The following is a 16,496-nucleotide window of genomic DNA, read 5'->3' as shown; positions in this document are numbered from 1 at the left end:
TACTGCACACAACCGAGAAGCGTTATCTTTTCTAAGATGCTAACAACTCTGGTTGAGACATCAAATTCTGGAGATTTTGACGCATCTCGTTAATAGTGTGGAGTTGATAATCGCCCGTTTCTTGAACTTGAGCTAAAGCTTCCCCAATATTTTGCAACTTTTGCCGCAACCCATCTAAGCAATCTTGAATAGGTTGTAGCGCTTCTTGATAAAGATTCACCTTACCCCAGCTTTCAGCCGTTGCAGTTCGCAAAGACAGCAAGTTTTCTTCCATCGTTTTTAATTCTTGCTGCTTTTCCTGTTGTTCATGGGTTTGATTATCAATCATGCCTTGGTCTAACTCAATAGCAGAACGCATTTGCTCAATTTCACGTTCTAGCTTTTGTAGTTCTTGGGACTGTTGTTGCCTTTGGGTATCAACTTGCAGAAGAATCGGCCCAAAATCAATATTGTTATCTTCTTGTGTATCAGGAACAGCCTGTCCTTGACGTTTTAATAAGATATTTTGGTGTTGCTTGACAAGTTTCTGCCGCTGTAGCAAATTACGACGTTGACCCACCAAAGTTTCGTTGAGCATTTGGTAGAGGTCTTTTTCATCTGTCAGTTCCATCTCTAAATTAATTTGATCTTTGTCAGGAGCTTGACGGATTTTATTTTGCAATTCTTCTATAGTTTCTTGCTTATATTTCAGTTCTTGCTCTTGGTCATGAACAAAACTAGAGTCTATTTCCAACTTATTAATTAAATCTTGTATGGTCTTTTGTAGTTCTTCTATGGGCATTCTCTCCAAAGCTTCCACATCTATTTTCTGATTCAAAACCATACCACCAGAACTTGCAGCGAAAGAGCGAATTTGTTGATATAAATCTTCCTGATATTGCAAATGTGTTTTCACTATTTGAGCATAATCTTGCTTGGTGGCAAGAGCTGCCGTATTCACTTTTAATTGGACTGTTTGCTGTTCTAAAAAATTGTGTGCCTGTTGCCATGCATTTTGGCGATCGCTCAAAGTTTGTAAAAGGCGGTCAACTTCTTCTTGCTGCTGATTTGCTAAAGTTTTTTGTTGCTCCAATTGTTGCCAATGTGGGTTGAGAGTAGCTTGCTGGTTTTCGACTAATTCAAATGCTAAACGCAGGTGTTCTCTGACTATTTCTGTGGGAGCAACGCGATTAGATAAGCGATCAAGTAACTCACTCATCACCCGACTTTGCTCTTCATCCAAAACTGTTCCTTGTTGGCAATCAGCTTGATGTTCTTCAAGACGGCGCTGCTCTCCCCGTAAATGTTCCCAAGCTCCTTCTAGTTCCTGACGATTACGTTCAATTTCTGCTTGTAACTGTTCAATTTGTTCACGAGATGTCTCAACTTCCTGCTTTTGCGACTCTAGCTGTTGAAACTCGTCCTCCATTTGTTGCAACTGTTCCAACCGTGCTTCCATGTCCATTTCACGGCGATTCATCTCTTGGGCCTGAAATGTCAGCGACTCCTTCCACTGGTCAATCTCATCTTCTTTGAGCTTAAATTTTTCTAATTGGCGAGAAAAATTTTGCAAAATGTTAACTAATGGTCGTCCTGCCTCTTGAATCCGCTGTACTTGACGATTCGGATTTAGTTCAACCAGTACCAATGCACCATCATTTAATTTACTAGCTTCCTCAGCGGCAATTACTTCTTCCGACACAGTACTCCAATTCTGGTCGGTTCGCTGACAAGCTAGCAGTTTTAGTTCGGTTTTGGAACTACCACCCAGTAAGCCGCCTTTCTGCTTTTGTACTTCTGCTAAATACAGCACACCGTTCGTCCTCTTGTGTACTCAATGTCTGTGATTTTAGATATACCTTAGATAATTCTGCTAACCTGTCTTAATTTCACCTGAATTTAGGAAAACAAGACAGACAAAACTATTTATAGACGCTAGTTGTCACGCCTTGATATTTATAGAAGCGATTGAATCGCGTCTTTATATTTTCTACTGATGACAGTAATGATGACTTCCGTGGTATCACTAGCTTTGTCAAAAGCTATTACGAAAATTTACAGATTATATCTGAATGTATCCCCTGATGAGAATTAGTTGTAAAGGAAATAAGATTTTGGGTACCCCATACCTCATTACCCTGCTAAGAACATGAAAAAATTGACGGTCAAAATTAACTTACGAGGAGTGTTTTAGAGCTAAATGCAGGGAAATTTAAATGAAATTGATATTCGCAGTATCCTGCAACTGATTGAATTGGGGCAGCGAACTGGACAACTTTTGGTGGAAGCCTGCTTTCACAACAGTGACCAACCGACAAAAGACAAGGCAATTAGACATCGCCATCACAGGAACTGTCAACAACATTCTTGGTTTGTTTTTTTCCTCAATGGTCAAATTATCTATTGCCAAGAAGGTAATAGTAATTTGTTGCGGATTAGCGATTACTTACGAAATAACCGAGTTGAAATGCAACTTGATGAAAAGCGATTTGCTTCCTTGGGTTTAGATAATGCCACAGAATATGGCTATCTTTGGGCACTTCTAGAACGGAATATGATTACTCCTCAAGTAGCTCATAATATCATCCACCAATTAGTGCATGAGACCCTATTTGATCTACTGAGTTTACACCAGGGTAATTTTATTTTCCTTCAGGATGTGGCACTTGCTCCCCAACTAACCAGCTTAGAAATTGCTCCTTTAGTAGCTAAAATTACCCAACAACGCCAAGAATGGAAGCAACTATATCCCCATATTCAGTCGCCTGAACAATTACCAATGCTAGCTAACATAGTTCAGCTGAGTTCCTCACTTCCAGCAGCAACTGTGAGTAAGCTACAACAATGGGCAGATGGTAAAACATCCCTACGTCAACTAGCTCGTTATCTCAACCGAGACATTTTGACAGTCGCTAAGGTGATATATCCATACATACAGCAAGGTTGGCTGCAATTAGTATATTCAGGTACAACTAACTCGAAGAGACGAATAGAAGACAAGGAGGTAGAGAAAAATCATCAGGTGCGGATAGTATGTATTGACGATACAACTACTATCTGTGAAACTGTAGAGTCTATCTTGCAGCAACAAGGGTACGATGCGATCGCTCTAAGTAATCCTTTGGAAGCGCTTAGTCTGATTTTTCGGCTCAAACCAGATCTAATTTTATGTGACATTGCCATGCCGGAATTAGATGGTTACGAGATTTGTGCCATGCTGCGACAATCCACAGCTTTTCGGCTCATACCGATTATCATGCTAACTGGTAAAGATGGATTTACTGATCGAGTCAGAGCTAGTATGGTCGGGGCAACAGATTATTTAACCAAGCCGTTTAGCGATACTGAGTTACTCATGCTTGTAGAGAAATATGTAGACCTACAAACTTGTGTAGGAACCGAAACAAGATCTAAGACTTGTTGATTCTACAAAAGATAGAGTAAAAAATGTTATCACAGAGTCAGCCAACTCCAGGACAATGTGACTATCTGATAAATTAGTGAATCAATAGACTTAATTTATACACTAAATATTTACAGGGAGAGCAGGGAATGTTCCAAACAGGAACGTCTACATCAGGAGGTAGATAGCCATTTATGAGTACAGTTCTGATTGTGGAAGACAGTATCGCCCAAAGGGAGATGATTACAGACCTCCTAAAAGCAAGTGGCTTAACAGTCACCCATGCCAGTGACGGAGTAGAGGCATTGGAGGCAATTCAAACCACCCCTCCTGACTTAGTGGTCTTGGATATTGTCATGCCCCGCATGAACGGTTATGAAGTGTGCCGTCGATTAAAGTCTGATCCAAAAACCCAAAATGTCCCTGTAGTGATGTGTTCTTCTAAAGGTGAAGAATTTGATCGCTATTGGGGCATGAAGCAAGGTGCGGATGCCTATATAGCCAAGCCGTTTCAACCAACTGAGTTGGTAGGAACAGTCAAACAACTGCTGCGAGGATAAGGATGAAAATAATATGGGCAAGTTACCGGACTTTTTAAGTGGTAGTGGTCAAGACCACTTCCGTCCTGAATTACAAGTAGAAAGTCCTGAGGGTGAGTTACATTTGCGGTTTTATATTCCCTCGCATCAGGAGTTTGCACTACCAGCAACTGGCATCCGAGAGGTTATGGAATTAATTCCTGATAGAATCACCCCGATTCCTAATGCTTCTCCTTTACTTTTGGGTACTCTAAATTTACGAGGTCGAGTAATTTGGGTAGCTGATTTGGGTCAATTTCTTGGGGAAGCAACTCCGTTAAACACAGATCGAGCAGAAATTCCGGTGATTGCTATTGAAGAACAAGACACAATCGTGGGTTTAGCAGTGGAAGAAGTCGGTGGCATGGACTGGCTGGATGTACAGCATCTGATGCCACCAACTAATTTACCAGATACTATGGCTCCCTTTTTACGTGGAGAGTGGTTGCTGAGTGCTAAAAATAACCAGTACTTAAGACTGCTCGATCAAATGGCAATTTTACGGAGTGCAAGATGGGCAGGATGAAATTGGGAGAGAGGACATGGCAGCAAGTATAGATGATTACCTCGAAACATATAAACAGGCTTGTACAGCCTACGCGCAACAGAACTATGAAGTTGCAGCTAATTTAGTTGATCAGGTGGTGCAAAATGTCCCAGATGACCCCAATTGTCATTTGTTGCGAGGTCATGTTTACTACGTTTTGCAACAATATGATGTGGCACAAGGAGAATATCAAAAAGTGTTGCAGTTGACTGATGATCAAGAAATTATTGGTTTTGCCAATAATGGTCTCGAAAATATCAGTCACTGCCAACAACCATTTGAGGGACAGTCTCCTATTGAGGAGAATAGCGAGCAAAAGTCAACAAATTCTATAGAAATGGCCGATAATCTGGAATCTGACGACCCAGAATTACAAGAATTGAGGATATTTGCGGACTTAGATAGCAATAGCAGTTTTGATTTAAATTCCTTTGATCGGGAACAAGAAACTGTAGATTTAGAAGAACTATCTTCAAGTAGTCCATTCGATATTCCTACAGACAGTATTTCATTTAATACAACCTTAGATTCCTCAGTACCTTTGAGCGATGATCCTTTTGCCTTAAAACAAAATCTAGATGAGCAAGAGTCAAACGCCAACATTTGGGAGAAGAAATCAGAGTTAGAATTACCAGTTTTCTGGCAGGAAGATAATTCAGAAAAAAGTCTTGACGAGCCAAAAACTAATAATAATTTCTTCGACAGTGATGCAAATTCTGCTAGTGAAAATTACCCAAATTATAACGATAGTAATAATTCACCTTTTGTAGAATTTAATTTACCCACAAGCGAGAGCTTGGAAAATACTTTTGAAGTCTTGGCGGAAGAAGAAAAGCATCAAGATTCAAGTATTCCAGGTTTGGAATTGCCAATGGATAGCCTGGAGGGTGAAACCTTACTTATGGGCAAAGCAGAACCAGATGATGGTTCTACACAAACAAATAAGTTAAAACATAGTAGCCAAGATAATTTATCGAAATCAAAATCAGATAACTGGCTACAACAAGTAGAAGTCCAAGAAAATTTTCCAGAAATACCTTCATCTTTGAACAGAAATTTCGCTTCGTCAGAGCAGCGGCAACTTAAAAAAGATGTAGCAATAGAACCAAATAACTTTGATGGTGACGAAGGTTTTGATTTTGAGGCATTTGAATCTGCTTTCGGTTCAGAAGAATTTACCTTAGATGAAAACACAAACAGTAACAGTATATTAAATGGAGAAAATTCTAAAAGTAATATAGAGTTTTTAGATGACTTTGACGAATTTGATGATCTAGGAAGTATTCCTGGGTTCGACTTAGCAGAAGCAGATTCTAGCTTCCGTGATGCGGTAATGCTTTCGAGTGCGATGGAAACAGGTAGTAGTCCACGCGCTCAAACCAAAGATGCTACCCCAGATCATGAAACTAGCGATCGCGACGACGAACTGTTTTCGATTACTGGTTCTCATACTGGCGCACAAGAGGCAGTCCCAGTTTTTACCCAAACGGATGTCTCTAAGCTAGAACCTACCGTCAGCGTCGAGCAAGGTTGGTTAGCACCATTAGAGAACGCTCCCCTGGATATGAAGCCTTGGTTTGTTGCTGGCACTGTGGGTGTTTTCTCTGCCCTTGTTGTAGCTACCGTCAGTTTCGCAGCCACCAACTTTTCTCCACCGCAACAGCGGGAATCAATTAGAAATACGGGTTGGGCGATGTCCCTAGCAGCTGGCATTGCTGGATTTTCCACCGCCGCTTTTATGGGAAATCTTACACTCAGACAAATTCGCCGTACAACCAAGGATCTGCAAGCTCAGTTTGATGCAGTTCGCCAAGGCAATCTCAATGTTCAAGCTACAGTATATTCCGAAGATGAATTAGGGCTGTTGGCTACTGGCTTTAACGAAATGGCACGGGTAATTTTTACGACTACCCATGAAGCCCAACGCAAAGCCGATGAACAAGAAGAAGCCAAAGAAAACCTCCAACGTCAAGTAATTCGTTTATTGGATGACGTAGAAGGCGCTGCTAGAGGAGATTTAACAGTCCAAGCTGAAGTGACAGCCGACGTACTTGGAGCCGTTGCTGATGCCTTTAACCTGACAATTCAAAACCTGCGGGATATTGTACAACAGGTAAAAGTAGCAGCCAAAGAAGTAACAAAAGGTGCAACCAACTCTGAAACTTTTGCTAGAGCTTTATCTAGTGATGCTTTGCGGCAAGCAGAAGAGTTAGCAGTCACCCTAAATTCTGTTCAGGTAATGACCGATTCTATTCAACGGGTAGCCGAAGCAGCGCGAGAAGCAGAAGCAGTTGCCCGCGATGCTAGCACCATTGCTCTCAAAGGTGGCGAAGCCGTGGAAAATACTGTGGCAGGTATTTTAGAAATCCGCGAAACTGTTGCTGAAACTACTCGAAAGGTAAAGCGGTTAGCAGAATCTTCCCAAGAAATTTCTAAAATTGTGGCGTTAATTTCCCAAATTGCCTCCCGTACAAACTTGCTGGCGCTCAATGCTAGTATTGAGGCGGCACGGGCGGGAGAAGCTGGGCGTGGGTTTGCCATTGTGGCAGATGAAGTGCGCCAGTTAGCAGATAAATCTGCGAAATCTCTGAAGGAAATTGAACAAATTGTGATGCAAATCCAAAGCGAAACAGGCTCTGTGATGACCGCAATGGAAGAAGGCACACAACAGGTAATTAAAGGCACAAAGTTGGCAGAAGAAGCCAAGCGATCGCTAGAAAATATTATTCAAGTAGCAAATCGTATTGACACTCTTGTACGCTCGATTACCAGTGACACAGTAGAACAAACGGAAACTTCCCGCGCCGTCGCTCACGTCATGCAATCAGTAGAATTAACAGCACAAGAAACTTCCCAGGAAGCGCAACGAGTTTCCGGGGCCCTACAAAATCTAGTAGGTGTATCCCGCGACTTGATCGCCTCCGTTGAGCGTTTCCGCGTGGAAACCCTCGAATCCAGATAAATCAAAGTTAGGAGTTAGGGGTTAAGAGTGAAGAATAAAAATCACAAATAAAAACTCATGACTCATAACTAATAACTCATAACTAACAACTCATAACTTGTGACTATGCTGCCGGAACAACAACAGCGGATTTTAGGCTACTTTATCGAAGAAGCAAGAGACCACCTGAACACAATCGAACAGGGGTTGCTGAATCTCGAAAGTACCTTGAACGACCCGGAAATGGTTAACGAAGTTTTCCGGGCGGCTCATTCCATCAAAGGAGGGGCGGCAATGCTTGGTCTAAGTAGCATTCAGCATACCTCCCACCGTCTGGAAGATTGTTTCAAAGTTCTCAAAGAGCATCCAGTTCAAGTTGACCAAAAGTTAGAGTCTCTATTTCTTGGTGTATCTGATACCCTCAAGGCACTGCTAGAACATTTAAGTGGGCCGTTTGGTTTGTCGGAAGAAGCTGCTAATACTTTAATGTCAGAAGCCGAACCAGTCTTTAAATGGCTAAATGAGCATCTGGAATTACTAGTACAACAAGGTAACAATGGAGTTGTAAACGATACTGTTAAAACAGTATTGCAACCAACATCTGATGATAGCGTCAGCACACTCACAGAAATTTTACTTCGCCAAGATGTTCCCCTTTTTGGAGAAGACACCCAAAATACTGCAACAGAAATTTCCTTTTCTGTACCATCTCAACAAAGGCGTTCACCAGTTAATACCAGAGAAAATGATCATTGGGGTGAGTTTCAAAGCCAGGTGCTACAGGTACTACGGGAAATGTTGCAGCTATTTAAGCAAAAAACCACACCCCAATCCCGGCAAAATCTTCAGCAATGCTGTCACCAGTTGGTTAGCCTGGGTGAGAAATGGAATTTACCTAACTGGTGTGGTTTATGTCGAGCAGCAGCTGGTGCGATCGCTAATACCGAAAATACATATCTAACTCTAGCAAAAATTGTCATTACTGAAATTAAGCAAGCTCAAGAATTAGTTCTCCAAAGTAGGGAAGCCGAAATTGCGATTAGTCAACAATTAGAAGCACTTTTGAGTTTTCCAGAAATCGATTTGTTAGAAATAACCACAGATTTGCTTGAGGAACGGCTTGCTACCGTCACAGAACCATTAATTACATCAACACCAAACTTATCTGAGCAAATATCACCGCCTCAAACAGGTAATTTGGTTAATGATGATACGGTTTTACAGCCAACAGATAGTGTAACTAGCTTCACAGAACTATCCGAGCAACTGAACTTAAAACCTGGTGATGAAGTAGCAGCAGAAAACGCTATTTCTGAGGCTGCCGTTAGTGCCAATCTCTTCTTTGCAAATGAAGACGATCTAGCTGTTACCAATAGACGCAATGATCATCATGGGCCAGAAGTAGGTTTAGCCGAGTTAAATACTCTGGCTGATTTGTTTGAAGGCGAAACCCCTGAACTGGATGAAACTTGGCAACAAGAAGAAATTTTAGATATTAACAATGTTAGCGAATTAGGAATTGAACTAAATGAAAGCGATAGCGATCAAGCTGATAGCGATTTAGCTGATTTTCTGTCACTTGATGAAGATACAAGCAGCCACGAACCTCAAAAAAATATAACTAAAACAGAAGACTTAAATCTATTATTTGGCGAGAATTTTTTAGAAAAAGAAAATTTGGAATCATACAATGTACCAATATATTATAATCTTTTAGAAAATGACTTACCAGGAAATTCCAGCGAATTGCAGCAATCTTCTAAAGGAATAGAGCAAGAGGACGAAACAGATAATTTATTGGCAATAGGACTGGATGAAAATCTAGAACTACTTGTTGGAGAAGTTACCCAAGCAGAAAATGAAATTATTACTAGTATTGAAGTATCTACCAATCAACAAAACAGTTTTGATGGGTTATTTGCAAACATTGAAAATACAGAAAAATTTGAGGAAATTAACGCTAATAATTCCATAGAATTAAAATCTATTATTCCTCAATCAGATGTTTTGTCTTTTGAGAATTTATTTGCTGGTACGGAAGAAAATACGGTTTTGCCTACGGACGAGTCAGAAATTAGTAATTTATTTGATGCACCACCTACCGCAGAAATACAATTTTCTCAAGCAGATGATGATTTAAGCAACTTCTGGAATCAGGAAACCGATGCAGAACAACAGTCGGAATTTGATCTCGTACTTGAGCAGGATATAGCAAAAGCATTAGAGGAGAGTTTATTTGCTGCTGCGTCTTCTGGTGAAATATTTGGCGATAAGCAGTCTGCATCCTCGCCAACAACAAATTTTGACCTAGAAGAGTTTAATCTTTCTTTTGAGCAGCCAGAGCAGCCGCTAGATTTGATATTATCTTCAGATACCACAGATGATTTTTTTGGCGATTTAACTGCAAGTTCTCCTACCATCGGCGATGAAGATATTTCTTTGCAGGAGATTTGCAGTTTTTCACAAGAGCCAGAAGCTTTAGATTTCATCCCTGAATTTACCAACCAGTCTACAGAGGAATCTTTTGTAGATTCTCCTCAAACATTGGTTGAGCCAGAAAAAAATTTGTTCGATGCTCTGGGTGAAAATAGTGATGAAAATCTTGAGGACAAAACCACCACAGTTCATTCAACTTATATTCAGCCGTTTGATGATTTATTTGCATCGGAAACTGAAAAATCAGAACTAACTCTAGAAAACACTAGTGATTCTGTTGAAACTGTAGAAGACACCAACACAAGCCTAGAAGCGATCGCTGATTTACGAGAGACTTATGATTTATTTGCGTCGGAAACTCAACAACAGGAAACTTTGAAGGAGTTAGGTGCAGAAACTCATGAAGATGATGCATTAGCAGACTTAGATTTTGGTGAATTTGGTTTAAACCTGGAAACTGATGAAAATTTAGCGGAAGTTACTCAACAACATGAAACTGATATCCAGGATGAATTTGCAGATTTAGAAGCATTACTAGGAGAAGAAGTAACACCAAACACTAATGCTAGCTTCATCGCAGAAGAAGATTTTGCTGCTCTAGAAGCATTATTGGGTGCAGACGAAGATCAGGAAGTGACTGCAAAATCTCACAATCAGCCTTCCCAGACGCAACAATTGAGACCAGGAACTGCTTCTGCATTATCAGTAACAGATGAATTTAGCGACTTGGAGAAACTGCTAGCAGAAGCAGACCAAACTATATCCCACTCATCAGCAGCAAAACAAAACATCGGCAAAATTCCCCGTCCCTCTGCTCGTCGTACCGCCAAATTTGAAGAAACGATGAAAGTGCCAGTCAAGCAGCTGGATGACATGAGCAATTTAGTTGGGGAATTGGTCGTTAACCGCAACACTTTAGAGCAGGATCATGAACGTCTGCGCCAGTCATTAGATAATTTGCTGGCTCAGGTGCAACAGCTCTCAGATGTAGGAGCAAGGATGCAAGAGTTGTACGAGCGATCGCTATTAGAAGCCTCTCTTTTAGCCAGTCGTAAAAGTAGAGAATCTCCTAAAGAAATTAGCTTCCATTCTGATGAGACCGATACAGATAGGGGTTTTAGCGAATTAGAAATGGATCGGTTTACGCCTTTCCATACCTTATCTCAAGAAATGATTGAACTGATTGTGCGGGTGCGGGAGTCAGCGAGCGACATTGATTTTGTAACAGAAGAAACTGAACGAGTAGCAAGGCAATTCCGCCAAGTAACTACCCAGTTACAAGAAGGCCTAACAAGAGCGCGAATGGTGCCTTTTTCCCAAACTATTGATCGCTTGCGGCGGGGCGTGCGGGACAATGCTATTAAATGTGGCAAACAAGTAGAGTTAATTATTGAAGGCGGAGACACCTTAATTGACAAGATGATTTTGGATCATCTTACTGATCCGCTGACTCACATGCTCAACAATGCGATCGCTCATGGTATTGAAACGCCAGAAGTCCGGCAAGCAGCAGGTAAACCACCCGTAGGAGAAATTACCATCCGTGCTTTCCACCAAGGAAACCAAACTGTTATTTCTGTAGGTGATGATGGTGCAGGCATCGATACAGAAAAAATCAAGTCTAAGGCAATAAAGCTGGGCATGATTACAGCAGAACAAGCAAAAACCATTTCGCGCATGGAAGTTTATGATCTGCTGTTCCAATCTGGTTTTAGTATCAAAGATAAAGCAGATGAAATTTCTGGCCGTGGTGTGGGGATGGATGTAGTTCGCTCTGAGATTAGTGAAATTCGGGGCACAGTCAACACAGATTCCACCATTAGTAAGGGAACTACATTCACAATTCGTCTGCCATTGACCTTGAGTATTTGCAAAGCTTTGTGCTGCGTTTCAGATAAAGCTAGGGTTGCATTCCCAATGGATGGGGTGGAAGATACCCTTGATATACCAGTCAAAAATATCCAGCATAGTGCTGATGGTCAATCATTTATTTCTTGGCGCGATACAGTGCTGCCATTCCGTCCTCTCAAAGAACTGTTAACCTTTAATCGTCAAATCATTCGCGGTAGTGTCTATGGCGGTACTAGAGATGATGACATGGTTTCTGTTGTCGTTGTGCGATCGGGAAACACTTTGATTGCCTTACAAATTGACCTAGTATTGAGCGAGCAAGAAATTGTAATTAAGCAATTTGAAGGGCCAGCACCGAAACCCATTGGTGTAGCTGGTGCTACAGTCTTGGGTGATGGTCGAATTATGCCGATCGCTGATGTGTTAGAAATCATTGATATCTTCCAAGGACGGATTTCTAAACATACTGGCGGTACTCTTTGGCAGCAAAAAGGTACTCCTGATGTCATAGACATCCCGGCTGTGAAAATTGATCCGACAGTGCTGATTGTTGATGACTCAATTACAGTAAGAGAATTGCTCTCTTTGACGTTTAACAAGGCAGGTTATCGCGTTGAACAGGCGCGTGATGGCCAGGAAGCTTGGGATAAACTGCGTTCTGGTTTACCTTGCGATATCGTATTTTGTGACATTGAGATGCCCCGTTGCGATGGTCTAGAATTGCTCTCTCGCATCCAGAAAGACTCCAGTCTCAATCACTTACCCATTGCTATGCTCACTTCACGGGGTGCAGATAAACACAGACAAATGGCAATTCAATTAGGTGCTAGCGGTTACTTTACTAAACCATACCTTGAAGAAGCTTTACTTGAAGCCGCAGTGCGAATGCTGAAAGGGGAGAAATTGGTGAATAGTAGTAATGGTTAAATAATATAATGCATTGGGGTTGTCATACTACTTCATTGGATTTATGTCCAGTTACGAAGAACATGGTGACATTATTCCAGAAGCCTTGCTGATCTGAAGCTGCATTTAATTCTGTAAAATATTCCTGTTTACACTGCTCCCACTGCTGTGCTGACCATTGTACCCCCTGAAGCCCAAATGCGCTTTTGGCATTACCAGTCCAAGCGACTTCCGCATCTTGCAAATAAAAGCCGAATTGCTCGGTTGTAATTTCAATGTCTGCAAAACCGATTGATTGAAGCATTTGATAACATTTCTCAGGAGTTCCGAGTAACTCATTGGGATTCAGAATAGTAACACCGTATCGTTGCACTACCATCCGAAACAATACAGATGCGCTTGGGGAAGTTGCTGCAAGACAAGAAAATGCTATAGTTCCCCCTGGTTTTAAAGCATTGTGCCAGCGATGCAATACTCTGGGAATATTTGTTAAATAAGCAATTGCAGATGAACAGAGGATAGCGTCAAACTGATTATCCTGAAACTCTTGCTCGTCTGCGTCAGCTTCGTGAAACGTGATATTCATCAGTGCTAAAGCTGCAACTTTTTTCTGAGCTTGCTGCAACATTCCTGAAGCAAAGTCAATTCCCAAAACATGACCTGTAGAACCAACAACCTGAGCCGCTGCAATAGCTGCTAAACCTGTTCCGGTAGCAACATCTAGAACTTGCTGGCTTGGTTGTAATTTTGCTAACTCTACTAATCGAGTTGATGCCCGTTTATGAAATTCATTCTCGTAGTTTTGACGATTGTTAAAATCATTGAGAATCTGCTGTTTGTAGTCGCTGAACATAGAAAATTGGGGATATTCTGCTATAAAGTACACTAATTGCGATCGCTTTCATACAATCTTCCTATAAAATTATCTTTCTACAAATTTTAGGTGATTGTAGACCAAAAGATAGAAATTTACTTTTTTAGGATGTAAAAATAATTTTTCAATTGATAATTAAGCTATTAGTCTATTTCTTAAAAACTTATTCATTTGTAATTTGGCATTATTATGATCTACCCACTCAGCCGCCAGAGCGAACAAGTTGATAATTACCACGGTAGCGTAGTTAAAGATCCTTACCGTTGGTTAGAAGATCCTGACTCGGAAGAAACAAAAAACTGGATTGAGGCAGAAAATAAAGTTACTTTTGCCTACCTGAATGAAATTCCTGCCAGAGGAAAAATTAAACAGCGCCTTACCAAACTTTGGGATTATGAAAAATATGGCATCCCATTTAAAGAGGGCGATAACTATTTTTACTTCAAAAATGATGGACTGCAAAACCAAAGTGTTCTCTATACCTTGAAAACTCTTGACTCTCAACCTCAAATATTACTCGACCCTAATAAACTTTCAGTAGATGGCACTATTGCACTTTCAGGCTTGTCTATCAGCGATAACGGAAAACTTTTAGCATACGGTTTATCTAGTTCTGGTTCTGACTGGCAAGAATGGAAAGTACGCGATGTTGAAACAGGAAAAGACCTGGAAGATCACCTGAAGTGGATTAAGTTTTCTGGTGCATCATGGACTCATGATCATGAAGGTTTTTTCTACAGTCGTTATGATGAGCCGAATGAAAAAACAAAATTAGAAGATCTTAATTATTATCAAAAACTTTACTATCACCGATTAGGTACACTCCAAACCGATGATGTACTAATTTACCAGCGTCATGACAAAAAAGAATGGGGTTTTAATGGCGGCGTAACAGAAGATGGACGCTATCTCATTATTTCAGTTTGGCTGGGAACTGACCCGAAAAATTTAGTTTTTTACAAAGACTTATCTAAACCCAATTCTGAAATTATAGAACTAATTAACCAGTTTGAAGCAGATTATAGTTTTATTGACTACGACGATAGTGTTTTTTATTTCCGCACAGATTTAGACGCACCACGTGGCAGAGTTATTGCAATTGATACCAAAAACTCTGCCAAGGAGATGTGGAGAGAAATTATCCCTCAAACTGCGGCAACTCTAGAAAGTGTTAACATTCTCAATAACCAATTTGTTGCTGATTATCTCCAAGATGCTCGTACCCAAATTAAAATTTTTGATCTCACGGGCGCGTCTGTACGTGAGGTAGAATTGCCAGGACTTGGCTCAGCTGATGGCTTTGGTGGCAAGCGTCATGATACTGAAACCTTTTATAGTTTCACTAGTTTTACGACACCAAGTACAATTTATCGCTACGACATGGTAACGGGGAAAAGTGAACTTTTTTGCCAACCAAAGGTAGATTTTAATCCTGATGATTATGAGACAAATCAAATATTTTATCGCAGTAAAGATGGAACTGAAGTACCCATGTTTATTACTCATAAAAAGGGTATTAAATTAGATGGAAATAATGCTACTTATCTTTATGCTTATGGCGGTTTTAATATCTCACTTACTCCCAGTTTTTCTGTAAGTATGTTGGTATGGTTGGAAATGGGTGGTGTTTATGCCCTAGCTAATATACGTGGTGGTGGAGAGTATGGCGAAGAATGGCATCAAGCAGGGATGAAGCAGAAAAAACAAAATGTCTTTGATGACTTTATTGCCGCTGCTGAGTGGCTCATTGCCCATAATTATACAAAACCTGAAAAACTAGCGATCGCAGGTGGTAGTAACGGCGGCTTATTAGTGGGTGCTTGTATGACACAGCGTCCTGATTTATTTGGTGCAGCTTTACCAGCAGTAGGTGTCATGGATATGTTGCGGTTCCACAAGTTTACTATTGGCTGGGCTTGGATTTCCGAATATGGTTCAGCAGAGCATCCAGAGGAGTTTCCAACATTGTATGCATATTCACCATTGCACAATCTCAAATCTGGTACAGCTTATCCAGCCACATTAATTACGACAGCTGATCATGATGATCGCGTTGTTCCTGCTCATAGTTTCAAATTTGCCGCTGCATTGCAAGCTGCTCATGCAGGTGATGCGCCAGTGTTAATTAGAATTGAGACAAAGGCAGGACATGGTGCGGGTAAACCCACCGCTAAGATGATTGAGGAAGCCGCAGACAAGTGGGCTTTTTTAGTGCGTACTTTAGATGTGAAAATTTAAACAAATATGATTGATTGTCTCACGCAGAGACGCAAAGTTTTTTCTTAGTGCCTTTGCGCGAGACTCAGTATTGATAGATCAGTTAAAATTCAATCAATAACTTTCAGCAAGTATTAACTATGAAATGGGAAGAAGTTTGTGAATATAAAGAGTTACAAGATTTACCCTTCAAAATTGAATTAAATAAATGGGGTCAAATTGTAATGAGTCCCGTAAAAATTAAACATTCTTTTTATCAAGGAAGAATTCAACGTTTATTAGAATCTTTATTGCATACTGGAGAAGTGATGCCTGAATGCGCTATCAACACATCAGACGGGGTGAAAGTTGCTGATGTTGTCTGGTGTTCTGAGGAACGATTTACTCAAATTGAAGATGAGGTATCAGCCTCTATTGCACCAGAAATATGTGTAGAAGTTAAATCTAGTGGTAACACTTTGGAGGAAATAGAGTTTAAAAAAAATTTGTATTTAGCAGCTCAAGCTTTGGAAGTATGGTTATGTAACGAACAAGGTAAAATGAAATTTTATAATGAACAAGGCGAATTAGAGCAATCTTTGTTAGTGCCTAACTTTCCTAAGCAAATTCAACGGTAATTAATAGCAGTTTGTAAAGTAATACACTAAGAATTTATTTTATAAATCGGGATTTTTTGACCCTTAGCTATCAGCAATTGAATCATATTTGGTTTATAGAAGCGATCGCTCATTAAACTGATAAATGGGCAAGATATTTTGTGGTGC

General features: G+C 40.5%; 9 protein-coding genes. 7 read left to right on the top strand and 2 right to left on the bottom strand.

What is annotated here, in order from left to right; genetic code table 11:
- Positions 1–31 precede the first annotated feature (31 nt).
- Positions 32–1,792 (bottom strand): pilus motility taxis protein HmpF, encoded by a 1,761-nt coding sequence (gene hmpF, locus I8751_RS05600; RefSeq protein ID WP_214438178.1) that lies wholly within the window; start codon positions 1,790–1,792, stop codon positions 32–34.
- A 387-nt stretch (positions 1,793–2,179) separates the two neighbouring features.
- Between hmpF and I8751_RS05595 the strand changes: the two genes are divergently transcribed.
- From I8751_RS05595 to I8751_RS05575, 5 genes are all read left to right on the top strand, one after another.
- Complete coding sequence (locus tag I8751_RS05595; protein ID WP_214438177.1) at positions 2,180–3,403, top strand: response regulator; 1,224 nt, start codon at positions 2,180–2,182, stop codon at positions 3,401–3,403.
- Between the two features lie 173 nt (positions 3,404–3,576).
- Positions 3,577–3,942 carry a response regulator transcription factor gene (locus I8751_RS05590; protein WP_214438176.1) on the top strand — a complete coding sequence of 122 codons (366 nt, stop codon included), beginning with the start codon at positions 3,577–3,579 and terminating at the stop codon, positions 3,940–3,942.
- 13 nt (positions 3,943–3,955) lie between these two features.
- Entirely contained in the window at positions 3,956–4,486 is a 531-nt protein-coding gene (locus I8751_RS05585; RefSeq protein ID WP_214438175.1) for a chemotaxis protein CheW, read from the top strand.
- 16 nt (positions 4,487–4,502) lie between these two features.
- Entirely contained in the window at positions 4,503–7,469 is a 2,967-nt protein-coding gene (locus I8751_RS05580) for a methyl-accepting chemotaxis protein (RefSeq protein WP_214438174.1), read from the top strand.
- Positions 7,470–7,574: 105 nt separating this feature from the next.
- Complete coding sequence (locus I8751_RS05575; RefSeq protein WP_214438203.1) at positions 7,575–12,662, top strand: response regulator; 5,088 nt, start codon at positions 7,575–7,577, stop codon at positions 12,660–12,662.
- Positions 12,663–12,684: 22 nt separating this feature from the next.
- Here the strand turns inward: I8751_RS05575 and I8751_RS05570 are convergent, their stop codons facing one another.
- Complete coding sequence (locus I8751_RS05570; RefSeq protein ID WP_214438173.1) at positions 12,685–13,494, bottom strand: class I SAM-dependent methyltransferase; 810 nt, start codon at positions 13,492–13,494, stop codon at positions 12,685–12,687.
- Positions 13,495–13,704: 210 nt separating this feature from the next.
- Here I8751_RS05570 and I8751_RS05565 point away from each other — a divergent pair, with 210 nt between their 5' ends.
- Positions 13,705–15,753 (top strand): prolyl oligopeptidase family serine peptidase, encoded by a 2,049-nt coding sequence (locus tag I8751_RS05565; RefSeq protein ID WP_214438172.1) that lies wholly within the window; start codon positions 13,705–13,707, stop codon positions 15,751–15,753.
- A gap of 119 nt (positions 15,754–15,872) precedes the next feature.
- Positions 15,873–16,349 (top strand): Uma2 family endonuclease, encoded by a 477-nt coding sequence (locus tag I8751_RS05560; protein WP_214438171.1) that lies wholly within the window; start codon positions 15,873–15,875, stop codon positions 16,347–16,349.
- Positions 16,350–16,496: the final 147 nt, after the last annotated feature.

It is taken from the genome of Atlanticothrix silvestris CENA357 (assembly GCF_016056295.1).
Taxonomy (GTDB): Bacteria; Cyanobacteriota; Cyanobacteriia; order Cyanobacteriales; family Nostocaceae; genus Atlanticothrix; species Atlanticothrix silvestris.
The sequence above is the reverse complement of the archived record's forward strand: the minus strand, read 5'-3'. Positions and strand labels throughout refer to the sequence as shown.